At 42.0% G+C, this 24,086-nt stretch carries 24 protein-coding genes and 1 riboswitch; of the genes, 22 read left to right on the top strand and 2 right to left on the bottom strand.

Features of this window, described 5'->3' with window-relative positions:
• The first annotated feature begins 43 nt into the window (after positions 1-43).
• The 6 genes from J9317_RS11845 (at position 44) to J9317_RS11820 (ending at position 5,998) form a co-directional block, all read left to right on the top strand.
• Positions 44-766: a response regulator transcription factor gene (locus J9317_RS11845; RefSeq protein WP_035408553.1), complete on the top strand. Its 723-nt coding sequence runs from the start codon at positions 44-46 to the stop codon at positions 764-766.
• A complete protein-coding gene (locus J9317_RS11840) occupies positions 763-2,586 on the top strand; it encodes an ATP-binding protein (RefSeq protein WP_211558851.1) in 1,824 nt (607 codons plus the stop codon). Before J9317_RS11845 ends, J9317_RS11840 begins: the two co-directional genes overlap by 4 nt.
• The gene (locus tag J9317_RS11835) at positions 2,583-3,164 is read left to right on the top strand and encodes a cob(I)yrinic acid a,c-diamide adenosyltransferase (protein ID WP_211558849.1); all 582 of its coding nucleotides are present in this window, start codon (positions 2,583-2,585) and stop codon (positions 3,162-3,164) included. Before J9317_RS11840 ends, J9317_RS11835 begins: the two co-directional genes overlap by 4 nt.
• A gap of 162 nt (positions 3,165-3,326) precedes the next feature.
• Positions 3,327-3,872, top strand: a complete 546-nt coding sequence (gene sigX, locus J9317_RS11830) for an RNA polymerase sigma factor SigX (protein WP_211562318.1) — start codon at positions 3,327-3,329, stop codon at positions 3,870-3,872.
• Positions 3,853-5,082, top strand: a complete 1,230-nt coding sequence (locus tag J9317_RS11825; protein WP_211558847.1) for a GerMN domain-containing protein — start codon at positions 3,853-3,855, stop codon at positions 5,080-5,082. Before sigX ends, J9317_RS11825 begins: the two co-directional genes overlap by 20 nt.
• Positions 5,083-5,185: 103 nt before the next feature.
• Positions 5,186-5,998 (top strand): histidinol-phosphatase, encoded by an 813-nt coding sequence (locus tag J9317_RS11820; protein ID WP_211558845.1) that lies wholly within the window; start codon positions 5,186-5,188, stop codon positions 5,996-5,998.
• 45 nt (positions 5,999-6,043) lie between these two features.
• Here the strand turns inward: J9317_RS11820 and serA are convergent, their stop codons facing one another.
• Positions 6,044-7,615, bottom strand: coding sequence for a phosphoglycerate dehydrogenase (gene serA, locus J9317_RS11815; RefSeq protein ID WP_211558843.1), 1,572 nt, complete (start codon positions 7,613-7,615; stop codon positions 6,044-6,046).
• Positions 7,616-7,818: 203 nt separating this feature from the next.
• A riboswitch (FMN riboswitch) is annotated at positions 7,819-7,953 on the top strand.
• A gap of 141 nt (positions 7,954-8,094) precedes the next feature.
• Between serA and J9317_RS11810 the strand changes: the two genes are divergently transcribed.
• Positions 8,095-8,670 carry an ECF transporter S component gene (locus J9317_RS11810; protein ID WP_211558841.1) on the top strand — a complete coding sequence of 192 codons (576 nt, stop codon included), beginning with the start codon at positions 8,095-8,097 and terminating at the stop codon, positions 8,668-8,670.
• A gap of 55 nt (positions 8,671-8,725) precedes the next feature.
• Here J9317_RS11810 and J9317_RS11805 read toward each other — a convergent pair whose 3' ends face one another.
• Positions 8,726-8,974: a ferredoxin gene (locus J9317_RS11805; protein WP_035408566.1), complete on the bottom strand. Its 249-nt coding sequence runs from the start codon at positions 8,972-8,974 to the stop codon at positions 8,726-8,728.
• Between the two features lie 268 nt (positions 8,975-9,242).
• Here J9317_RS11805 and J9317_RS11800 point away from each other — a divergent pair, with 268 nt between their 5' ends.
• The 15 genes from J9317_RS11800 (at position 9,243) to J9317_RS11730 (ending at position 23,955) form a co-directional block, all read left to right on the top strand.
• The gene (locus tag J9317_RS11800; RefSeq protein WP_211558839.1) at positions 9,243-10,280 is read left to right on the top strand and encodes a YpbB family protein; all 1,038 of its coding nucleotides are present in this window, start codon (positions 9,243-9,245) and stop codon (positions 10,278-10,280) included.
• Between the two features lie 7 nt (positions 10,281-10,287).
• On the top strand, positions 10,288-11,772 hold the full coding sequence (locus J9317_RS11795) for a RecQ family ATP-dependent DNA helicase (protein ID WP_211558838.1): 1,485 nt from the start codon (positions 10,288-10,290) through the stop codon (positions 11,770-11,772).
• On the top strand, positions 11,753-12,340 hold the full coding sequence (locus J9317_RS11790; RefSeq protein ID WP_211558836.1) for a CPBP family intramembrane glutamic endopeptidase: 588 nt from the start codon (positions 11,753-11,755) through the stop codon (positions 12,338-12,340). Before J9317_RS11795 ends, J9317_RS11790 begins: the two co-directional genes overlap by 20 nt.
• Positions 12,341-12,356: 16 nt before the next feature.
• Positions 12,357-13,079 carry a LysM peptidoglycan-binding domain-containing protein gene (locus J9317_RS11785; protein WP_211558834.1) on the top strand — a complete coding sequence of 241 codons (723 nt, stop codon included), beginning with the start codon at positions 12,357-12,359 and terminating at the stop codon, positions 13,077-13,079.
• A gap of 103 nt (positions 13,080-13,182) precedes the next feature.
• The gene (locus J9317_RS11780; RefSeq protein ID WP_211558832.1) at positions 13,183-13,641 is read left to right on the top strand and encodes a YpbF family protein; all 459 of its coding nucleotides are present in this window, start codon (positions 13,183-13,185) and stop codon (positions 13,639-13,641) included.
• On the top strand, positions 13,604-14,434 hold the full coding sequence (locus tag J9317_RS11775) for a metallophosphoesterase (protein WP_249292142.1): 831 nt from the start codon (positions 13,604-13,606) through the stop codon (positions 14,432-14,434). The genes J9317_RS11780 and J9317_RS11775 overlap by 38 nt, the downstream gene beginning before the upstream one ends.
• Before the next feature lie 100 nt (positions 14,435-14,534).
• Complete coding sequence (locus tag J9317_RS11770; protein WP_211558830.1) at positions 14,535-15,452, top strand: MerR family transcriptional regulator; 918 nt, start codon at positions 14,535-14,537, stop codon at positions 15,450-15,452.
• 122 nt (positions 15,453-15,574) lie between these two features.
• The gene (locus J9317_RS11765) at positions 15,575-16,162 is read left to right on the top strand and encodes a genetic competence negative regulator (protein WP_211558828.1); all 588 of its coding nucleotides are present in this window, start codon (positions 15,575-15,577) and stop codon (positions 16,160-16,162) included.
• A gap of 244 nt (positions 16,163-16,406) precedes the next feature.
• Entirely contained in the window at positions 16,407-17,678 is a 1,272-nt protein-coding gene (locus J9317_RS11760) for a Glu/Leu/Phe/Val family dehydrogenase (protein ID WP_211558826.1), read from the top strand.
• A 130-nt stretch (positions 17,679-17,808) separates the two neighbouring features.
• On the top strand, positions 17,809-18,780 hold the full coding sequence (locus J9317_RS11755; protein WP_211558825.1) for a YpdA family putative bacillithiol disulfide reductase: 972 nt from the start codon (positions 17,809-17,811) through the stop codon (positions 18,778-18,780).
• Positions 18,777-19,748 (top strand): asparaginase, encoded by a 972-nt coding sequence (locus J9317_RS11750; RefSeq protein ID WP_211558824.1) that lies wholly within the window; start codon positions 18,777-18,779, stop codon positions 19,746-19,748. The genes J9317_RS11755 and J9317_RS11750 overlap by 4 nt, the downstream gene beginning before the upstream one ends.
• 84 nt (positions 19,749-19,832) lie before the next feature.
• The gene (gene prsW / locus J9317_RS11745; protein WP_211558822.1) at positions 19,833-20,486 is read left to right on the top strand and encodes a glutamic-type intramembrane protease PrsW; all 654 of its coding nucleotides are present in this window, start codon (positions 19,833-19,835) and stop codon (positions 20,484-20,486) included.
• A 406-nt stretch (positions 20,487-20,892) separates the two neighbouring features.
• Complete coding sequence (gene sleB / locus J9317_RS11740; protein WP_249292462.1) at positions 20,893-21,798, top strand: spore cortex-lytic enzyme; 906 nt, start codon at positions 20,893-20,895, stop codon at positions 21,796-21,798.
• Positions 21,799-21,813: 15 nt separating this feature from the next.
• On the top strand, positions 21,814-23,163 hold the full coding sequence (gene ypeB, locus J9317_RS11735) for a germination protein YpeB (RefSeq protein ID WP_211558819.1): 1,350 nt from the start codon (positions 21,814-21,816) through the stop codon (positions 23,161-23,163).
• A gap of 132 nt (positions 23,164-23,295) precedes the next feature.
• Positions 23,296-23,955, top strand: coding sequence for a flagellar brake protein (locus tag J9317_RS11730; protein WP_211558817.1), 660 nt, complete (start codon positions 23,296-23,298; stop codon positions 23,953-23,955).
• Positions 23,956-24,086: the final 131 nt, after the last annotated feature.

Below are 24,086 nucleotides of genomic sequence, written 5' to 3'. Positions count from 1 at the left end.
AACACATACATATCTGAACTGAACTATGAAGGAGGAGAAGATGATGGAAGAAATGATCAACGGTAAAATACTAGTAGTGGATGATGAAGACCGAATTAGAAGACTCTTAAAAATGTATTTGGAACGGGAAGGCTATACAACAGAGGAAGCAGAAAACGGTGACGAAGCATTGGAATTAGCCCTTGCGAATGATTATGATCTGATCCTGCTGGATTTAATGATGCCCGGCATTGATGGGGTTGAAGTTTGCCGTCAGCTCCGTGAGAAAAAGGCTACCCCGGTGATTATGCTGACTGCTAAGGGAGAAGAAGCAAACAGAGTACAGGGCTTCGAAGTAGGAACAGATGATTATATTATTAAACCGTTTAGTCCGAGAGAAGTCGTTTTGAGAGTGAAGGCTTTATTGCGCAGATCTTCATCTACAAGCTTCTTAAAAACCGAAACAAAGGCGAAAAATGTCATTGTCTTCTCTCATTTAACGATCGATCATGACGCTCACCGCGTGACAGCTGACGGAAAAGAAGTCAGTCTTACGCCGAAGGAATATGAACTGCTTTACTTCCTTGCACGGACACCGGACAAAGTGTACGACCGTGAACAGCTGCTTAAAGAAGTTTGGCAGTATGAATTTTTTGGAGACTTGCGGACGGTCGATACTCATGTGAAGAGACTGAGGGAAAAATTAAACAAAGTATCACAGGATGCGGCGAAAATGATTGTAACGGTTTGGGGAGTAGGCTATAAATTCGAGGTTGGCAATGAATGAGACTTTGGCGCAGTGTAGTAGGTAAGCTTTGGGGAACCATTCTTCTGCTCGTTGCGTTCGTTCTTCTCGTTTTGACGATCCTCTGGTTTGAATTTATCGAGAATTATCAGACCAATCAGGCAGAGAGCGAATTGTCTCAAATGGCAGACAAAATATCAGGAATTTTAGAAAATCATCATGACATTCATGACTCAGCGGAACTTGCCCGATCGATTGCACTTGAGCTTTCCGATGAAAAGACAGGAATCATGATTGTAGATGAAAAGGGGAAAGCGTGGTATTCCTCTAAAGGAAATGGCAGGAAGCAGCCATATATAAGCCTGAAGACGATTAAGAATGACAGAGAGCTTTCTGCAGTTTTAAAAGGAACAGGCGAAAGCATGAAAACCATTACCGCAGATGAAGAAACCGGTCATAAAAAAGAGAAGGTCCTTCTTCAGGGAGTTCCCTATCAATTATCTGAAGGGAAGCACGGTGCTGTTTTTGTATCGCAATCCCTGGCATCAATCAGGGAAGCGACAGCCAGTACAACCCGCTACACCTTTATCGGAGCAGCGGTAGGTCTTATTTTAACCACCATTTTCGCATTTTTCCTGTCTACAAGAATTACATATCCGCTTAGAAAAATGAGAGAAGCCGCCCTTGAACTCACAAAAGGGAAGTTTGATAAAAAAGTACCGATTTTAACCGGGGATGAGATTGGGGAGCTCGCAGCAGCTTTCAATCAGATGGGGCGTCAGCTTAAATACCATATTAATGCCCTGAATCAGGAGAAAGAGCATTTAACAAGCATTCTCAGCAGTATGGCAGATGGAGTGATTACCTTAAATATTGATGGGACGATCCTTGTCACGAATCCTCCTGCTGAAAGGTTTTTGCAGGCCTGGTATTACGAGCAGCAAATGGATATAAAAAGCGGGGAAGAGCTTCCTCCTGAAGCCAAAGAACTTTTTCGAAGAGTCGTGAACACAGAGAAGGAACAAGTGATTGAAATGACACTCCAAGGGCGATTCTGGGTGATGGTCATGGGTCCTCTTTATGATCAGGATTATGTTCGCGGTGCAGTGGCCGTCTTAAGGGACATGACAGAGGAACGACGTCTCGATAAGCTGAGAAAAGACTTCATTGCAAATGTCAGCCATGAATTGAGAACTCCGATTGCTTTGCTGCAAGGCTATAGTGAAGCGATTGTCGACGACATTGCGAGTACGGATGAGGAAAAGAAAGAAATCTCCAAAGTCATCTATGAGGAATCTCTCCGAATGGGCAGGCTCGTCAATGAGCTGCTTGATCTTGCCAGAATGGAAGCCGGGCATGTTACCCTTCTATATGAAGAGGTGCATGTATCTGAGCTTGTCAGCAAGATCTCCCGGAAATTCCAGGGCATGGCCCGCGACAAAACCATAGAATTGTCTACATCGCTCAACTTGGATCATGACAGTTTTGTGATGGACTCCGATAAAATCGAGCAGGTACTGACAAACCTTGTGGATAATGCCATCAGACATACTGATGAAGGCGGTAAAGTAACGTTTTCCGTTCAATCTGCTGACAAAGGGCTAAGATTTGATGTGACGGATACAGGAACGGGCATTCCCGAAGAAGACCTTCCCTTCGTATTCGAACGGTTTTACAAAGCTGATAAGGCAAGGACAAGGGGCAGGGCAGGCACAGGACTTGGTCTTGCGATTGCCAAGAATATTATCGAAGCCCATCATGGAACCATCACGGTTCACAGCAAAATTCATGAAGGCACAACTTTTACGTTTTATTTATCAAAAGTAGATGAAGCTCAATTAAAGGGGGATACAGAATCGTGAATTTATACACGAGAACAGGGGATAAAGGCCAGACGAGCCTTGTCGGTGGAAGAGTAGACAAAGACGACATCCGTGTTGAGGCTTATGGAACGCTGGACGAGCTGAATGCGGTTGTGGGCCAGGCGATGACGTTGCTGACAGATAAAAAATTTGAGGATATATATAACGAGCTGGAAAAAATTCAGCATGAGCTGTTTGATTGCGGGGGAGACCTTGCATCTGTGCTGAGTCCGGAAAAGCGCAAAGATAAAACGAACCCGGAAATGATTTTGTTTTTAGAGGAAAGAATTGATGAATACGTGAAGGAAGCTCCTGAATTGGAACGGTTCATTTTGCCGGGCGGCACTCAGGCAGCCGCCGCTATTCATCTGGCAAGAACAGTAGCCAGAAGAGCTGAACGCCGGATTGTCACTCTTCAAAAGCATTCTGAAATCAATGAACATGTTATGAAATATGTAAACCGTTTGTCAGACTACTTTTTTGCCGTATCCAGAGTGATCAACTTTAGATCGGGTCAGAACGATGTTGAATATGAAAGAAGTGCCATCGTTTTTAGAGGGAACAAAAAAGAATCGTAAATTTTTATGAAAAAGGAAGGAAGCACCTTCCTTTTTTTTTTTGCATAGGTATAATTTTTACTGTAATTAAATATTTCAATTATTACAGATTTCCGGCACCTGGCTTCAGGTGTAACTTTTAAAATGTCTGAAACGACTAAGCAAATGAACGGAGGGGTTTCCATGGAAGAAGCCTTTCAGACTTTATATGAGAAGCATCATAAGGATTTGTTCCAATTCCTTTTTTATATGGTGAAAGACCGTGAACAGGCCGAAGACCTTGTTCAAGAGGTTTATATACGAGTACTGAAATCCTACGATAAATTTGAAGGCAGAAGTTCTGAAAAAACATGGCTGTTCTCCATCGCAAGGCATGTCGCAATTGACTGGTTCAGGAAACAAAAAACCATACGCCAGCGACTGGCAGAGAAGTTTGACTGGGATGCAAACCAGGTAAAGGATCAATCTCCTCTTCCGGATGAAATAGCCTTGCAAAACGAGCAAATCCAATGGATATACCAATCACTTGATGCCTGTACGATTGATCAGCGAACGGTCATTGTTATGAGATACGTACAGGGTCTTTCAATCCAGGAAACAGCTGAAGCGCTTACATGGTCGGAAAGCAAGGTGAAAACCACCCAGCATCGGGCAATTAAAGCACTGAAAAAGAGCATGGCTCATCTCAGCGAGAAGGAGGGAGCAAATAATGAAAAAATCCGGGTATAATGAAGAGCACATACAAGAACTGCTGTCAAAGCTTCCTGAAATTAAAGATAAACGCTCTCGGGATGAAGTGTATAAAAGGGCAGCGGGAAACCGCTCTTTTAAACAAAGAAAAATCTGGATCGGTCCATTGGTTGCAAGCTTCGCAGCGCTTTTTATTTTGGCCGTAATCTCGCCATTCTGGATCAATCAGTTCCAGTCAGGCGATACGACCAAGGAGTCTCTTCAAATGGCACAAGAAAATAAAGGAACACCCTCTGAGGAGCCTGCAGCTGAAAAAGAAAGTCAGGCTCAAGACAACCATCAGACCGCTGAACAGGAACAGCCTGAAGCATCTGCACCTAAGGCGGCTTTACCGGAACGTAAAGAAGAGAAAAAGGCAGAAAAAAAACCGGCTCCCCCTGCTGAACTGAATGTTACGTTTTTAGCAAAAGAGGATCAGAGGGATCAATCACTCGTCCTCGCTTATTCAGACAGCAATGATAATTATACAATCCCTGTGACGCTTGTATCTTCTGGAGGCTTTCTTCAAGCTGAACAATATAATGATCTGCGCTCTTCCTTTAATGAAGAAGAGTGGGGTTTATCTGATTACTTTCAGGACATAGACATAAGAAAGTCGGAAAATCCTCAGCATATTGAAATTCACATGAACGAAAACCGCAAAATAGTCAGCTCAACGGATGCGCTCTTAGCGGAAATTATACAGACTTCTTTCAGCGGAAAAGGGTATAGCGCGGCTGAACTTTACACCGGGGACAGTCCCGGTATTGATATGGGTCCTTTAGGAGTGCTGAATGAAATCGAGCTCCAGCCATCTGAAAAAAAAGGATTTTTTAAATATCTTCATAAAAGCAAAAAGCCTTTTTTTGTGAAGTCCAATGTATCATACGATTCTTTTAGCGATGCTTATAGGGATATGACTGAAAATATCGGCAGCGGGCTTCAGTCTGTCATGACAGAAGGCGCGAAAATTGAAAATATTGAAGAAAAAGGAAATGAACTTATTCTAACTTTTAACTCTTTTGAATTTCAGAATAATGAAGACACAGTCTTTATGCTGGAAGCGCTGCTTCTCACAGCAAAAGAATTCAATTTTGAAACGGTCAAGTTTCAAAATATAGATTTAAACAAAATTGGGACTTTAGAGATTGATAAGCCGATCACCGTTCCATTCGGCCCGAATCCAGTCCTTATAGACATGAAAAAATAGCAGCCATCTGCTTGCCTATAGAAATTGTCGAAAAATTCACCGTTTTCCTTAACTCTCTCCCTTTAATATGATAAAGTTTAGAAAGAATAAGGGAGGGAACACCATGCTGACTGATTATCATAATCATTTAGAAAGAGGAACACTCACTTTAGACTATTTAAAAAAATTCACGGATGAAGCAAAACGGAAGAATATTGAGCATTTTGGTATTTCGGAGCATGCTTATCATTTTTATCAAACTGCAGATATATTGAGCAATCCATGGGTCGATGAAAGAAGATTTTATGATATGAACGATTACACTGCACTTTTTCAGGAAGCCGAAAAGGCCGGGATTGATGTAAAAATGTCTATCGAGATGGATTATACACCAGGCAGGCATAAGGAAATGGAGCGGTTTATCCGCCAATACGATTTTGATTATGTCATTGGCTCCATTCATTGGGTAGAGGACTTCGGCATCGATTTAAAGGAGTTCCTGCATGAATGGGATAAGCGGGATGTATATGATACATACACAAAGTATTTTGACCAGGTAGTAACCCTCGCGGAATCGAATCTTTTTGATATTATCGGACATCTGGATTTAGTGAAAATTTTTAACTACGTCCCTGAAAAGGAAGAATTCTTACTGGAGCAATATGAAAGAGCAGCAGAGGCCCTTTCCAAAAGCAAAACCTGTGTAGAAATCAGTACAGCGGGTCTGAGAAAGCCGACTGGCAAGCTTTATCCTGATGAAAGACTGCTGAAAATGTGCTATGACAAAGGTGTGCCTATTGTGCTCTCATCTGACGCCCATCAGCCTCAGGATGTCGGTGCCGATTATGATCAGGCGCTTGCGCTGGCGAAAAAAACCGGCTATGAAACAATAGTGACGTTTGCTAAGGGTGAAAGAACCGTTGTTCCAATTGGATAACTAGAAAAGGGGCCTTCCGCAGAAGGCCCCTTTCTTACAGCTTCATTACAGCTCAATCGCTTTTACAAACACGATTTCATCAAGCTCGGTTAAAGCCGATAATATTGGCTGATCAAGCGGGCGGTCAAACGACAGCATCATGATGGCTTCGCCGCCTTTTTCTTTCCGGCCCACCTGCATGGTTGCGATATTGACAGAATGGTTGCCAAGGATTCTACCAACATTGCCGATTACCCCTGGAACATCCGTATGCTGAATATACAAAAGGTGGCCCGATGGATGAAAATCTATAGAAAATCCGTTGACAGATACAATCCGCTCTCCAAAGTGGGGAATAGAGGTACCTTTTATTTCTGAAGTGGTTTGTTCTCCGTGAATGGTCACCTTCATGCTATTGGAATATCCGGAATTTTGATCAGATACCTTTTCAATAAATTGAATGCCGCGTTCCCTTGCCAGCACTCCTGCATTCACCGTATTAATGTTTATGTCCATGCGCTGTTTAAGAAAAGAGGCAATCATACTTTTCGTTACATAGGCCGTTTCAATTTCTGCAGCTGTACCCTCGTACTCAATCGTAATGCTTTGGACCGGCTGATTCATATATTGTGATAGGAAAGAGCCGATTTTTTGTGCTAGTGTATCATAAGGAGCTACCTTTTTGTATGCTTCGTCAGACATGGCAGGGAGGTTAATGGAGGTTGTAACTTGTTTCCCTTGAATGAATAACAGTACCTCCTTTGAAACCTGGTAAGCAACATTCAGCTGTGCTTCTTTTGTTGAGGCACCCAGGTGAGGTGTTGCAATGACCTGTTCGAATTCAAGAAGACGCGTATGCTCGGGAGGTTCGACTTCAAATACGTCCAGTGCCACTCCCCGCACATGGCCGTTCTCGAGATATGTACACAGCGCATCTTCATCAATGATGCCTCCCCGGGCACAGTTGACAAGATAAACCCCTTTTTTCGTTTTACCGATCGTTTCTTTATTCAATAGACCTTTTGTTTCTTTCGTCAGCGGGGTGTGAACCGTAATGATATCCGCCTGATTAAGAAGCTCTTCAAAGTCATGCTTTTCGACCCCGATTTTTTCAGATCGCTCTTTCGTTAAAAAGGGATCGAACACAGCCACTCTCATCCCAAAAGCCTTCGCTCGTCTAGCAAGCTCAGTCCCGATTCTTCCAAGCCCCACAATACCCAGCATTTTACCGTGCAGTTCGCTTCCGACAAAGGAAGACCGCTTCCACTCCCGGTTTTTAACAGACATATTCGCCTGGGGAATATGGCGGACGAGAGAGGCAATCATCGCAAAGGTATGTTCAGCAGTAGAAATCGTATTGCCATCAGGTGCATTGATGACAATGATTCCTTTTCTTGTAGCCTGATCGACATCAATGTTGTCAACACCGACTCCTGCTCTTGCGATAATCTTTAAATTTGGCATTTGATTCATCAATTGTTCCGTAACTTTTGTAGCGCTTCTAACAAATAGTGCATCATATTGTGCCAAATTTTCTTCTTCGGCAACGTTTTTTTGAACAATCTCTATATTCTCCGCTTCAAGCAGCGGTTCAAGACCATCTCTGCTTATTGGATCTGAAACAAGAACTCTAAACATAAAGCATCTCCTCCGGTTGCTATTTGTTAGATAATTTATCATATTGAGAATAGTGTAACAATACAAATCAGCACGGTAAAGTGTGAAAGCGGTTACTTTAAGAATATTTTTTTCCCAAAGAATGAACAGTCACTTAAAAGACTTTTTTCTATACAAATGAAAAAAAAGCCGATATAATTACTTGGAATACAAAATAAAATATGATCATTCTTCGGGGCAGGGTGCAATTCCCTACCGGCGGTGATGAGGCGAAAGTCTCTAAGCCCGCGAGCCTGATGAGGGCAGGATCTGGTGCGATTCCAGAGCCGACAGTATAGTCTGGATGGGAGAAGATGGTGGCTGAACGCTGAAAAATATATATTTTTCACGTTTATTCAGATTGCACATCAACTCCCTCTGTCATTGCTGACAGGGGGTTTTTGCAAATCAGAACAGCCCTTCTTTTCAAGAGAGAGATCATGAAAAGGAGAGAACAGTTTATGGTACAAAGCAGCATTAGAAAAAGAGTCATCACAGCGGTATTAAGCAGCATTGCGTATTTGCTGATGATGCTCGAAATTCCTTATCCGGGAAGTGTATTTTTAAAATTTGATTTTAGTGATCTTCCTGCACTGGCGGCTCTGATTTTATTCGGACCGGGTTCAGCTCTGACGGTTGAAGCGCTGAAGAATATTCTGCACTACTTCATCCAGGGCAGCGGGACAGGTGTACCGATTGGGGAAGCGGCGAACTTTGTTTCAGCTGCGCTGCTGATTTTGCCTGTATGGTTCTTCTATAAAAGGAATCAGGCGGTGAAAGGCCTTTTAATCGGTTTAGGGGCAGGAACAATTGCAATGACGGTCCTGATGGCGGTATTTAACTATTACGTTATCCTGCCGGCTTACACCTATTTCCTTGGTGCGCAGCAAATGAATGCCGAACAAATTTATCAGTTCATTATTCTGGGAATTCTCCCATTTAACCTAATAAAAGGAATCCTGATCTCGGTTATTTTTACGATGGTTTATGTAAGAATGAAAGCATGGTTTGAACAAAAATCTGTCCAAACCGGATGATGGAATATAAAAAATCCCCCCGGCTTTTTCAGCAGGGGGGATTTTTATCATGAGTCTATTCGAATTTAAGTGCGTCGCCTTCAAATGGCTCGTCAGCAACTTTAATGGAATCTGTAGGGCAGCCTTCGTAAGCATCCATCATATCTTCTTCAAGTACATCAGGAATTTCAACGATACCTTGATTTTCATCAAGGGTAACGAATGCAATACCTTCATCATCATAATCATAAATATCCGGTGCTGCTGCTCCGCAAGCGCCGCAAGCAATGCAAGTGTCTTTATCAACGATTGTATACTTTGCCATGTAAAAAACCTCCTGAATCATTCTTAGGACTGAACGGATAAAGGTCCGATAAACCACATTCTTAGGATGTGAAGTCCTTAACTTATACCTATTGTATAGGTGTTGTATGAACTTTTCAATAAAAAAGTCGATGAGAATGCTTATCATAACAACGTTTCTAGTCCTTACCGTACCCTTATGCTTAAGCTTTAAACATCTCAGGACAATGAAAAATCTGCTAGAATAAAATCAAGTATAGTCAGATTCTGCGAAGCGCTGGTGATTAAATATGGTAGTGACAGGATATTCATACATATGTCTTTTGTGCCTGGATCGCTTTAACGGGGAGAGATCTTTTTCGGCAATTTATCATCTCTTAAGAGGGAAAAAAACATCCCAGACACTTCAGGACATGCAGCTGTTTGGACTTTCGGGATTATTTTCGCTGTTCCCGCAGATTAAAAGGGAAACGATTGAAGAGGCATGCCGGGACCTTGAAGCCAATAAGCTCATAGGGGAAAACGGGAATTTAACATCATTGGGAAAGGTAGCCCTGGATCATTCCTTAGCAGAAATGCCTATTCCAAAAGAGCTGAACTCCTGGAAGCATGGCAGGGGAGGGCGGGAAGCATGGACAAGACTTTCTCTTCTCATTCAAACCGCTACCCATTTGATTCATAATAAGTCCCGATTTCTGCCGGTTACTTCTGACGAAGAGGCACAACAATGGGTGAAATCATTTCTGGCAGAATCAAATTTAGACAGAATAGATCTTGCTTTCAGATTATACGAAGAGCTGGATTTATTTCTAACACCTAAACAAGATTTCATGGCAGAACTTTTTGTTTTCCGGTTAACGACACCGAAGCGGGCCGGGTTAACCTATGTTCAGCTGGAAGAGAAACTCGGGAAGGATCCTGTTTATTTGGAGCTGTGTTTCTGGAGTTTAATGCATGATTTACTGGAAAATGCCGTGACATCAAACGCTGTACTCCTTTCAAAGCTCATCGTAAAGGGGCCCGAATCCCTCCCGCTCACCCAATCAGCCAAAAGAACACTAATGCTGCTGAAACAGGGAAAAAGCAAGGGTGACGCCTGTAAAATCAGGAACCTGAAGATGAGTACGATTGAAGATCATATTGTGGAAATTGCCATGCATGACCGCAGCTTTGACCTGAATCCTTATTTGCTTCCGGACGAAAAAGATGAAATAGCCCAAGCCATTGGACGCTTGAAAACAAAGCAGCTGAAAAATATAAAAGAGAACTTAGATAATAAATATACCTATTTCCAGATCAGACTCGGAATGGCTGTCACAAAGAGGTGAAAAAAATATGGAGAACTTAAGCGGCGTTTTGAAAAAACATTTTGGGTTCGATTCTTTCAGGGAAGGGCAAAAGGAGATTGTGGAGGACCTCGTCAATGGACGGGATGCCATTGCCATGCTTCCGACCGGAGGAGGGAAATCGCTATGCTATCAGCTGCCGGGTTATATTCTTAAGGGGACTGCAGTCATCATTTCTCCCCTGGTTGCCTTAATGGAAGACCAAGTTGCCCAGCTTAAGATGAACGGAGAAAAACGAGCGATTGCCCTAAACAGTTTTCTATCGTTTGATGAGAAAAAGTCAGCTCTTTTTCATCTGTCAGAATATCGGTTTATATTTCTTTCCCCTGAAAGTCTCATGCATGAAAGGGTCCTGGATGCATTGAAAAGAATTCATATTTCGCTGTTTGTAGTTGATGAGGCTCATTGCATTTCACAGTGGGGCCATGATTTCAGACCGGACTATTCATTAATCGGTCATGCAAGAAGAAAATTGAATAAAGCTCCATGCCTGGCTATGACAGCAACAGCTACAGAAGAAGTTCTTAAGGATATTCAATCGTCTTTGTATATGACAGAACCTATCCTGCATGTATACTCGGTAAATAGGCCGAACATATCGATCATGGTTAAAGAAGCAAGAGGTCTTGAGGATAAACTCAGCCAATTATCAGAGCTTGTAAGCAGGTTGGAAGGGCCGGGCCTGATTTACTGTGCAGGGAGGCAATGGACTGAAAAAACAGTCTCTTATTTAAAAGAAACCGGAAGAAAGCGGATCGCCTTCTATCATGGAGGATTGGAGAATGAACAGCGGATGCTGATTCAGCAGCAATTTATTAATGGACAGCTTGATCTTGTTTGCTGTACAAACGCTTTTGGGATGGGTGTAAATAAAAACGACATCCGTTACGTCATCCATTTTCATATGCCTGCCAGAATGGACGCCTATATGCAGGAAATCGGAAGAGCAGGCCGCGATGGTCTGCCTGCCATAGCGATTACATTGTATGATCCTGAGGATGTCCAGCTGCCGCTCTTTATGATTGAAAAAGAATTCCCTGTGCGGGATGAACTGCAAGCATACCTGTCTTCAATAGAAATAGATCCATCTTTTAAGCTTGAGATTGAGGAAACACATGAGCGATTTATCCTTCATCATGCTGAAAAACTAAAGAGTAAAGATTGGAACGAGAAAACAGATCAAATCTGGAAAATAATCCAGGAGCGCCAGCAAAATAAAACCGAAAAGCTATGGAATATGGTAAAATGGTATTCGACAGAAACGTGCAGAAGAAGCGGAATCCTGGCGCATTTCGGTGAAAAAAGCGACTCTCCATCCTTTACACGCTTCTGCTGTGATTATTGCGGAATGGAACTTGCTCCCTATTATGGACAGACAAAGGCTTCATTAGGCTATGAAGCGGCAGAGGGATGGAAAAACGAGCTTAAATTGATGTTTAAAGTGAGTGAACCGATTGTTCAAAAGACAAAATGATCTGATTCATACACTGACAGATCGTCAAATGATTCAGCAGCTTTATTTGACTCAGCTTCTATTGGCTATTGCAGGCCTTGCAGGCTCCTATTTTTTTCTGGGCGGTTTGTTTGTTCCTGCAGAGAAAATGAATTTTACTATAACAAGCCTGGCAGGCGGAGCAGGTACAGCAGCTGCTGTTATTCTATTGGACTTCATTATCATGAAAACAGCTCCCGCAGCATGGTATGATGACGGGGGAATAAACGAAAAGCTTTTCAGAAGCTGTTCGATTCCTCATATTGCTTTGATGACAGCCCTTATTGCCATTGTGGAAGAATGGTTATTCAGAGGGGTTTTACAAACAGAATTCGGATTGATTGCTGCAAGCCTGGTTTTTTCGATCTTGCATATTCGCTATCTATCAAAATTTCTCTTATTTATAATGGTTACGGCAGTCAGTGTACTGATTGGTGTTTTGTTTGAACTCACCGGTAATCTGCTGGCTGCTGTTATTGCCCATTTTCTGATTGATTTAGTGTTTGGTATCCAAATCAGATTAAAGTATCTAAATAGAGGTGAATCTTAACCCCATGAGCAGGCGAATGAATCATTCAGGAAAAATCGATCAGGTAAAGGAGCAAATGACTGCGGATTTTAAAGATGAAAATGGACAGTATCCTACAAGAAGCGAAATCCACAGATCAAGGCGGCGCGCGAAGGAAACCAAGAAAAAAGTAAAGCTGAAATATCCGCTTATAAGCTTATTGGCCTTATGTTTTATCCTTCTTCCTATATTATTCCTGACGCTTACTTATTATTATGAAAAAGATGGGACGACGCTGGATAACGGGCAGAAACTTAAAGATTACGAGTCGATTATTATTGATAATAATCGATCAAAGAGTCAAGCTCCTGAAAACTCAGAGCCGGCAGATGCATCTGAAGAAAGCAGTTCTGGGAAGGATGCCGATTTATCTGAAGATGCAGCCGTAGCATCTAAACCAGAGGAGAAAGCTGAAAAACCTGCAAATTCAGCGGCCCCGCCTCAAGAGAAAAAGCCTGAAAACGAACCGGTGCCATCGGAAGCGTCTAAAACTGCATCTGCTGAAAATGTAAAGAAGTCTGAACCGGCAGCTCCTCCTGCAGAGGACAAGCCGGCAGGAAAGGTCGTTGAACATGTGGTGAAACCTAAAGAGAACTTATACCGCATTTCTCTTAAATATTATAAAAGCAGGGAAGGCGAAGCCATCATTAAAGACTACAACCAGATCGCAGCCAATGAGGTGTATGCCGGACAAGTGCTTGAAATTCCGCTGAAGCAGTGATAATCTTCGTTCATGCGAACGAAGTTTTTTTTGTCTTCTCTTCCTCATACCCTGTCCCCTTTTTGAATAGATATTAGTAAAGTTCAGAGGCAGGGTGATTAAGATGGAAAAAGCGATTGAGCAGCTCGAGCCGATAACGGATGAGCCGACGAAAAAAATGCTCCAAAGTTTAGTTGATAAAAAGAGAAAATTTGAAAGGCTGAAAAAAAAGGTGCTGAGCCTTCAGCTCACTTCCTTCTTATGTATGATTATTTTCATGGTTTATTTCTACAAAGTTATCGTTTTGACAAGTGAAAACAGCCTGTCAATCGTGCTGTCCAGATTTGTAGATGAGTCCTTTCATCTATATTTTATTGTAGCCATTGCAGGTGCCTATGCAACTGCTCTTTACTTTAAAAAGAAGGAAGTAAAAGCAGAAACAGAATATCATGCACTCCGGTGCGAGGTTATACGGAAAAGCGGAGAACTATGGCCTCAGCCATATCATTGGAAGAAAAGAACGTCCGTTTTTCAAATGATGAAGAATGAGTTCGATATTAATCTTTTTTACGAAAGCAAATGAGCGGAAATCAGGTGATTACGTGATATATCTATTTGCTGGAGCTTGTCTGGTCCTTATAATGACAGCGATTATGTTTATGAAGGCTCATGGAAATCGAATGGATAGACAAAAGCTCCAATATAGCGATTTTCCTTACGATCATGGCGAATTGAATATGCTCTTTATTTCAGATATCCATAGAAGAAGGGTTTCAGAGAAACTGCTTGCTAAAATGCCAAAGAAACCGGATCTGATTTGCATTGGGGGAGATCTGACGGAAAAAGGAGTACCGTTGGAAAGGATTCGCCGAAATGTACGGAGATTAGGAGAAGAAGGACCCGTTGTTATGGTCTTGGGAAATAATGACCCTGAGTCTGATATTCTGAAACTGAAACGGTTATTGAAACAGGAGCGTGTTAAGCTCCTTGAAAATCAAGCGTTCTCTATTCCTTCAAAATCCGGAAAAAATATTAGTCTTCTAGGCGTTAGTGAAATGAAATTCGGGTGGGACAAGCTTGACCTGGCATTAAATGACTCAAAAAATGCAGATTTCCGGATTCTGCTTTGCCATAACCCTGATATTGATAAACAAATAAAAGAAGAGACCGGAATCCGGCTTGTTTTATCAGGCCATACCCACGGCGGACAAATAAGGCTGCTTGGATTCGGACTATATGAAAAAGGAAAACTACATAAAAAAACATACGGTGCCCAGCTGATCAGCAATGGATATGGGACCACCCAGCTCCCTCTCCGGTTAGGTGCACCTGCAGAAGCCCACTTCATCACGATTACAGCAGATAAAGTTGATTAACAATACTTATACAAAGTTTACACAAAGTGTTCATTTCGATATAATTTAGAAAAGAAGTTTTTGCATATATGTTTTATTGTGCGGTGATGGAGGATAAATAATGCCGAATCCAGAAGAAGGTAAATATAATATTAAAGCTGTTTCAAAAATGCTTGGCATTCAGCCTGGAACGCTCCGGGCATGGGAGAGACGATACCAAATGATCGCTCCGGTCCGGAATGAATCTGGACACAGATTGTATACAGAAGACCACATTCGGATTCTGAAATGGCTGATCAACAAAGTGAATAAAGGATTTTCCATCAGTCAGGCTGTTAACTTACTTGAAAATACAGGCCTTCCGGTTAATGAAGGAATGATTGAACCTGAACAGACTGCAGACCGTTCTGTTGAACTTATGGACGATTTGCTTAAAGCACTGCTTTCTTTTGATGAGAATCTGGCACATGAACTGATGAACCGTGCGTTCAGCCTTTATTCCATTGATAAAGTGATGATTGATATTCTCGGGTCTGTACTGGCCAAGGTGGGAGATTTATGGGAGCAGGGAAAGATTACAACGGCACATGAACATTTCGCTACAGCCTTCCTGCGCTCAAGGATTGGAATGATCCTTCATACTTTGCCAGTGAATGGTCTCCTGCCAAAGGTCATCGCTGTTTGCGGACCGGGAGAATGGCATGAAATGGGGCTGCTGATTTTTACCCTCTTCCTCCGCAGAAGAGGTTTTGAAGTGATCTATCTAGGATCCAGTATCGCAGAGGACGACCTTCCAATTGTTTTGGAAGAGGTGCATCCTAAATTTTTATTTCTGGCTTGCACGCTTGAAGAGAATATAGATCGGACGCTTAAAACCGTTGATGCACTGAAAGAGAAATTTCCCGATTTACAGGTGGGGCTTGGTGGAGGGGCGTTTCAGTTTATGGACGAAGAAAAGAAGCGCATTTATAAGAATTGTCTGCTCGGAGCATCAAATCATGAATGGGAAATATGGCTGAAGGAAAAGCTTGCGATGTAGGAATGGAATAAACTTGTCTATTTTTCTCTGCCGTTGTAAACTGTTAACAAAATAACGAACCATCTTACTTGTAAATCATAGAATAATTACATGGTAAGGGTTTTACGGCAGGAGGGAAAGAGATGCGTTTGGAGCGCCTTAATTATAACAAAATCAAGATATTTCTTACGATTGACGATCTTATGGATCGCGGTCTGACTAAGGAAGACCTTTGGAAGGATTCATTCAAGGTGCATCAGCTCTTCAAGGATATGATGAATGAAGCAAGCCTTGAACTTGGCTTTGAGGCTCACGGATCTCTTGCTGTGGAAGTGTTTTCTCTCCAGGCTCAAGGGATGGTTGTTATTGTTACAAAAAGCAATGAGGATATAGAGGAAGAAGAAGAAGATTATGCAGATGATTATATTGAAATGCAGGTCAAACTCGATGAAAGCATCGATATTGTATACGAATTTCATGCTTTTGAGGACCTGATTCAATTGTCAAAAGCATTGAAACAAATAGGTCTTAGCCAGGGAGCTGTATATTTCTATAATCAGAGATACTTCCTTCATCTTGATGAATATGCTCCTGCTCAAATAGAAACGGTAATTGCTGTATTAGCTGAGTTCGGGAGTTCCACTACGCTTACTCTGCACAGGCTGCATGAGTATGGAAAGCTGATTATGGAAGAAGAAGCGATCAATCAGCTTAATAAATATTTTCAATGAGAACAGACCGGCCGCTCTTGTGAACCAGGGTATGGCCGGTTTTTATTTTCACGGTCTCATGAGGTGAAAAGGGTCTGAAAATTCAATAAAATAACCTGTAAATTTGCTCTTGAAACCGCTCGCAGTTTCATGTCAAATTTTCCCCGGAAAACAGCCATTATGTCTTTGCATAACTACAGTGAAGGTGTATACTATTGTCTGAAAGGCCGTCTATATCAATTGATTGACATTAGGAGGTTTACTTATGGTAGCCGAGAAAAACACCGAGAGTAACCATGAAAAGCATGATGTGTTAAAAGCGACACAAACGGTGATACATAAAGCCCTGGAAAAACTGGGTTATCCTGAAGAAGTTTATGAATTACTTAAAGAACCTATCCGTATGATGACTGTAAAAATCCCTGTGCGAATGGATGATGGATCCGTGAAAATTTTTACGGGGTACCGGGCCCAGCATAATGATGCAGTTGGTCCTACTAAAGGCGGAATCCGTTTCCATCCAAATGTAACAGAAACAGAAGTTAAAGCGCTTTCAATATGGATGAGCTTGAAATGCGGAATTGTTGATCTTCCTTATGGAGGCGGTAAAGGCGGGATCGTCTGCGATCCAAGAGATATGTCCTTTAGAGAGCTTGAGCGTTTAAGCCGTGGCTATGTAAGGGCAATCAGTCAGATTGTTGGACCGACAAAAGATATCCCGGCGCCGGATGTATTTACAAATTCCCAAATTATGGCCTGGATGATGGATGAGTACAGCCGAATCGATGAATTTAACTCTCCGGGATTCATTACTGGAAAACCGCTTGTGCTTGGCGGATCACATGGACGTGAATCTGCGACAGCTAAGGGTGTTACCATTTGTATATTTGAAGCGGCCAAAAGAAAAGGGATTTCCCTTGAAGGGGCACGTGTTGTAGTTCAAGGTTTCGGGAATGCAGGAAGCTTTCTCTCCAAGTTCATGCATGATGCAGGCGCAAAGGTAGTTGGGATATCAGACGCGTACGGCGGCTTGTATGATCCGGATGGCCTTGATATTGATTATTTATTGGATCGGCGGGACAGCTTTGGAACAGTAACGAAGCTATTCAATGATACGATTACGAATAAAGAATTGCTCGAACTGGATTGCGATATCCTTGTTCCTGCTGCAATAGAAAATCAGATTACCGAAGAAAACGCCAATAATATCCGTGCTTCCATTGTAGTCGAGGCAGCAAACGGTCCTACTACACTTGAAGCCACTCAAATCCTGAATGACAGAGGAATCCTCCTTGTGCCGGATGTGCTGGCAAGTGCGGGCGGTGTTACTGTATCTTATTTTGAGTGGGTTCAGAATAACCAAGGCTATTATTGGACAGAAGAAGAAGTCGAAGAAAAGCTCGAAAAAGTTATGGTGAAATCATTCAATAACATTTATGAAACAGCCCAAAACAGAAGAGTAGACATGAGGCTCGCAGCCTACATGGTCGGTGTCCGAAAAACGGCTGAAGCGAGCAGATTCAGAGGCTGGATTTAATCCGTTGCAAGCCTTGAAAAAATCTCCTATCATTAGATAGGAGATTTTTAATTGAAGAAAAGTTCAATGGACAGAGATTTAAGGGAACACTTCTCTGAAACAGGTCCTATCTATACGGGAGTGAGATTTTATGCGAAATGAAAAAGCTTTAATTGTCGGCGGAGGTCCATGCGGATTAGCTGCTGCTATAGCATTAAAAGATATTGGGATCGACCCGCTTGTGATTGAGAAAGGGAACATTGTGAATGCCATTTATCATTATCCAACCCATCAGACATTTTTCAGCTCAAGCGAAAAGCTTGAAATTGGAGATGTCGCTTTTATTACGGAAAACCGCAAGCCGGTTCGAAATCAGGCACTTGCTTATTACCGGTCGGTGGTAAAGAGAAAAAACATTCGCGTTCAGCCGTTTGAAAAAGTAGAGCGTGTAGAGAAGATGGAGAACGGATCCTTCGCTGTGGAGACTTCTAAAGAAAGATATAGAGCAGATCATGTCATTATTGCTACAGGTTATTATGACCATCCCAACTATATGAACATCCCCGGTGAGAATCTGCCGAAGGTTTTTCACTATTTTACTGAAGGGCATCCTTATTTTGACCAGGACGTAACCGTCATCGGCGGGAAAAATTCCAGTGTTGATGCAGCCTTGGAACTTGTAAAAGCAGGGGCAAGAGTAACGGTTTTATATAGAGGCGATGTGTATTCAAAAAGTGTCAAGCCATGGATTTTGCCTGAATTTGAAGCACTCGTCCGTAATGGTGCGATTACGATGGAATTTGGGGCATGTGCAACAGAAATTACTGAAAACGAAATTATATACACGGTGGGAACTGAGATTAAAAGGATTAAAAATGATTTTGTTTTCGCCATGACAGGCTATCATCCGGATCATCAATTTTTAAAAAATATGGGCATTGAAGTGGATGAGGAATCTGGAAGGCCTATTTACAGTCCGGAGACAATGGAGACGAATATAGAGGGCCTCTATATTGCTGGAGTATTGGCGGCAGGCAACAACGCTAATGAGATTTTCATAGAAAACGGAAGATTCCACGGGGGCCTTATTGCTGAAAATATAAAAAAGGGGGAAGGGAAATGAAGAAAAAAGTACTTCTTTTAACAACCGGCGGGACGATTGCCAGCAAGGAAATATCCGAAGGTCTTCTTTCATCAGGAGAGCTTTCTGGTGAAGAACTTGCTGCTCTTTGCAGACTTCCTGAAGATATTGAAGTGAAGGTAATAGATGTTATGCAGCTTCCAAGTATGCACATTACGATGGAGAAAATGGCTTCGCTAAAAGAAGTAATTGAAAAGGAATTTCAAGATTCTCAAGTCTCAGGCATCGTAGTTACCCATGGAACGGACTGCTTGGAGGAAACATCTTATTTTCTGGACTTGACGATTAAAGATCAGAGGCCGGTTGTGATAACAGGGTCACAGAAGGCTCCTCATGACGTAGGTACGGACGTTTATTCGAATTTGCGGAATTCAATTTATGCAGCGGCAAACGATTCTCTCGCGGATGCAGGTGCGGTTGTTGTATTTAATGAAAGAATCTATTCCGCTAAATATGTGAAAAAGGTACATGCGTCAAATCTCCAGGGCTTTGAATCGTTCGGCTATGGTTATATGGGAATTATTGATAATGACCGGGTTTTCATTTACCAAAAACCGATTCGCAGAGACCAGCATCAGCTCGTTCGGAAGTTTCCGCGTGTCGATATTATTAAATCCCATACAGGACAGGATGGTTTGTTTATTCAAGCTTCTGTTCAGGCAGGTGCTAAAGGAATTGTAATTGAAGGTGTAGGCAGAGGGCAAGTCACTCCTTTCATGGTTCCAGCAATCGAAGAGGCCATCAAAGCAGGTGTAACCGTTGTCGTTACGACAAGTGCAGAAGAGGGGAAAGTGCATCCAACGTACAGTTATGCTGGAAGTGCAGAGGATCTTCAGCAAAAAGGTGTATTGCTTGGCGGAGACTATGACAGCAAAAAAGCGCGAATCAAGCTGGGAGTTTTACTTTCTAGTAAAGGATCGGCGAATCAGGAAGATTTTGAGAATTTCTAACATCGGGAGGCATGTTCAATTGCGGCTATCCGTGTTAGGATATAAATGGATGCAATTGACAAAAATTGAAAAGAGGCTCTCTGTATGATTGCGGCAGTATCTGCAGGAATTGCCCCTGGTCTGGCAATATTATGCTATTTTTACCTGAAAGACCAATTTGAAACAGAGCCTATATACATGGTGGTTCGCGCATTTATTTTCGGTATGGTTCTTGTTTTTCCTCTTATGTTTATACAATACATAATGGATGCAGAAAAAGTATTTTCAAACGATTTTATCCGCATCTTTTTTGCATACGGCTTTTTAGAAGAATTTTTTAAATGGTTCATCTTCATTGCAGCCATCTATCCGCATGTGCATTTTGACGAACATTACGATGGAATTGTATACGGAAGCGCGGTTTCATTAGGATTTGCTACACTTGAAAACATTTTGTTTCTTTTTGCCAATGGTCTGGAATTTGCAATGGGAAGAGCTTTTTTCCCTGTATCAAGCCATGCTTTGTTTGGGGTCATCATGGGTTATTACCTTGGTAAAAGTAAATTTACCCAGAATCCAAAAGATAAAAAGAAATGGCTGGTGTTCAGCTTAATAATGCCGGTTGTTCTTCATGGGTTTTATGATTACATATTATTCACTTACAAATTCTGGCCTGTGATCATGCTGCCATTTATGCTGATTCTTTGGTGGTTTGCTTTGCATAAAGCCAAGCAGGCAAGGCTTGCCAGACATATATAATTCCAGGAGTCCGGTCCTTATATATCCGGGCTCTTTTTCGTCTTTGAGCGCGCGGCGCGAGCTGCTTTTCATTAATCATTAATTTTTTCAGACAAGTTTAACCGATACTAAAAGCGATGACAGTTTTTTATTTTATAAAATGGAAAATTTGCTTTTGAAAAATCATATTCTCATTTCTCCTTCATGATCTCCGCTTATCCACAGGTTTCTGTTGAGCCTCCCATTTGTCCCGCTGACTACATTTGCAGATAATACTTCATTCAAAGAGATTGCACAAAAGTTCTCATCCCATTATATCCCATTCAAAAGATCATGAATAAAATGCCATTCACTACAAAAAATACATGTAACAAAAATCATCCATAACATAGGAGGCAGCATCATGATTAGAATACGTTTTGCATGGATGGTACTTTTATCAGTTACCTTCATTTTAACGTCGTCTTACGGGTACTTAGATCTTCCCAGAGCCAATGCGTTTACTCAGCAGGTCATTCAGCGGGGAGCAGTCGGCAACGACGTAATAGAATTGCAGGCAAGGCTTCAATATATAGGGTATTACCACGGAAAAATCGATGGGGTATATGGATGGAGCACATACTGGGCAGTGAGGAATTTTCAGCACGATTACGGTCTTGAAAACGTAGATGGGCTTGTAGGGCTGACGACAAAGCAAAAGCTCGTCAACCAGTCTGACTTTAATGACCGCTTCGTTCATACCCAGCTGGCTAAAGGGAAAGATTTTACTCATTACGGCGGGATTCCGCTTGATAAACAATCAGGTCCTTCTAAAAAACTCAGAGCTCAAATGAGAGCTAAAAATCAAGGGATTGGCCAAAAGACAGCTCAAAATCAAAAGGGCGGCGGTCAAAAGCAGACAGCCCCAAAAGAAAATCAAAAACAAACCGCACAAAAGCAGAAATCCAAAAACACAGCCGTTAATATGCCAGCTGGATATTCTCAAAATGATCTTCAGCTGATGGCGAATGCTGTATATGGAGAATCACGCGGAGAATCCTATGTTGGACAGGTAGCTGTTGCAGCCGTGATCCTGAACCGCATCGAGAGTCCGACATTTCCGGATACTGCAGCAGGGGTTATTTTCGAACCAGGAGCATTCACAGCGGTTGCTGACGGCCAAATATGGCTTGAACCGAACGCACAGGCAAAGAAAGCGGTTCTGGATGCGATTAACGGATGGGATCCGACAGAGAGCGCTTTGTATTATTTCAATCCTGATACAGCAACAAGCGGATGGATTTGGGGAAGACCGCAAATTAAAAAAATCGGAAAACATATTTTCTGTAAATAAGAAGGGGGCTTACCTGTGATACGCGGAATCATCATTGCGTTTCTGGCAATCGGCGTTATTGGAACCGGCTATTGGGGCTACAAAGAGCATCAGGAAAAAAACGCGGTTCTTATTCATGCAGAGAACAATTATCAGCGTGCGTTCCATGATTTATCCTATCAAATGGATCAGCTTCATGACAAAATCGGTACGACCCTGGCCATGAATTCGAGAGAATCCCTTTCGCCTGCATTAGCAGAGGTATGGAGAATTACTTCAGAGGCTCATAATGATGTCGGTCAGCTTCCGCTGACGCTCCTTCCGTTTAATAAGACAGAAGAATTCCTGGCAAGTATAGGAGATTTCAGCTACAGAGCTGCGATTAGAGACCTGGAAAATAAACCTTTATCGAAGGATGAATATTCATCTCTTCAAGCGCTTTATGAAAAATCTGCTGATATTCAAAATGAGCTCAGAAACGTTCAGCATATGGTTATTGATAAAAATCTGCGCTGGATGGATGTAGAACTGGCATTGGCATCAGGTAAAAAGCAGCAGGACAATACCATAGTCGATGGATTCAAATCTGTAGAAAATAACGTAAGTGCATACTCGGAAACGGATTTTGGACCAGGCTTCACTTCTATGAAAACTGCTGAAAAAGGGTTTGAACAGCTTAAGGGCAATGACATTACACCCGAGCAGGCGAAGCAAAGAGCAAAAGAATTTGCATCCACTGATGTAGACAAATTAAAGGTAACACAAAGCGGAAAGGGAGCCGGCTTCGAATTTTACAGTGTATCCATGTACGATAAAAAGCATAAAGCGGATCTGTATATGGATATTACGAAAAAAGGAGGCTATCCAATCTGGCTGATCCAAAGCAGAAAGGTAAAAGAGGAAAACATCAGCTTGAATGACGCATCAAATAATGCTGTATCCTTTTTGAAAGAGCATGGATTCGAAGCGGAAGACCTGGTTTTGAATGAGAGTGCGCAATATGATTCAATCGGTGTTTTCTCATATGTTCCAAATGAGAATGGAGTTCTGCTTTACCCGGATACCCTGAAAATCAAAGTAGCTTTGGATGACGGTCAAATTATCGGATTTTCTGCAAAAGATTTTCTTGCCGCCCATAGAAAAAGACAAATCCCTAAACCTGGATTAAAGGAAGAGCAGGCGAGGGAGAAAATCAATCAGAAAGTCATGGTGCAGGAAAGCAGGCTTGCTGTTATTACAAATGAGCTTGGTGAAGAAGTCCTATGTTATGAATTCCTCGGAACCATTGATGATGATACGTACAGAATGTTTATTAACGCCAGTACGGGAATGGAAGAAAAGGTGGAAAAGCTAAAAAATGCGGAGCCTATTTTTAATGAAGTGTAAGGATAATTTAGAGCATAAATTGTGTTAAGGTGGAATGAAAAAGGAAAAGTCGAGACTTTTCCTTTTTCTTATTCCGTGATTTAATAAAGAGTGGGGACAAAGTAGAATATATGATTTGAAAAGAGTGATGAAATGCTTGAAATAGGGAATGTGATAACACTGGAACCGCTGGATCAGTCTGGCGATGTGTATAAATGCAAAATTGTATCTATGGACGAAGGCACGATCTCAATTGATTATCCTCTTAATGAAAGTACAGGAAAAACAGCCTTTATTGTGAACGGTACACTTCTTTCCTGTCTGTTTGTGGCCTCTGACCAGAATCCTTACAAGTTCGACACAGCCGTTATGGGCAGAAGAAAAGAGAACATTCCCGTTATCCTCCTGAAAAAACCTGAAAATCGAGACGTATTGAAGATACAAAGACGTCAATATGTCCGCATCGATTCAGATGTTAATGTAGCTGTCCACTCTCCTGCTGAAGCCTTTGAACCATTTGTTACCGTCACATCCGATTTAAGTGCCGGAGGAGCAGGTATTATCATTCCGAAGCATGCCGCACTCAATGAGAAAGAGCAGCTTATCGTCTGGATGGCTCTGCCTTTGCAGGATGGTACAATTAACTATGTAAAGGTTGAGTCAGAGTCTGTCCGGATTTTAGAGGATCATTCAGGTATTAGAAAAGCAACCATCAAATTTATGAATATGAATGAGACAGCACAGCAGAAAATTGTCCGTTATTGTTTTGATCAGCAAATTCTTCATAGGAAAAAAGAAGCTGCCGCTGAATAAGTTGAACTCCTTAGACCGATACTTTTTAAAAAAGCTATGTTAAAGCTTCATGTTGATTTTTTAACACCTGTTGATTGAAGCGGAGGGCTTGAGACTCCAGCTGGAGCAGCGGGACAGGTGAGACCCCGGAG

It is taken from the genome of Metabacillus flavus, assembly GCF_018283675.1.
GTDB lineage: Bacteria > Bacillota > Bacilli > Bacillales > Bacillaceae > Metabacillus_B > Metabacillus_B flavus.
Note: the sequence above shows the minus strand (reverse complement) of the source record. Positions and strands in the feature narration are given on the sequence as shown.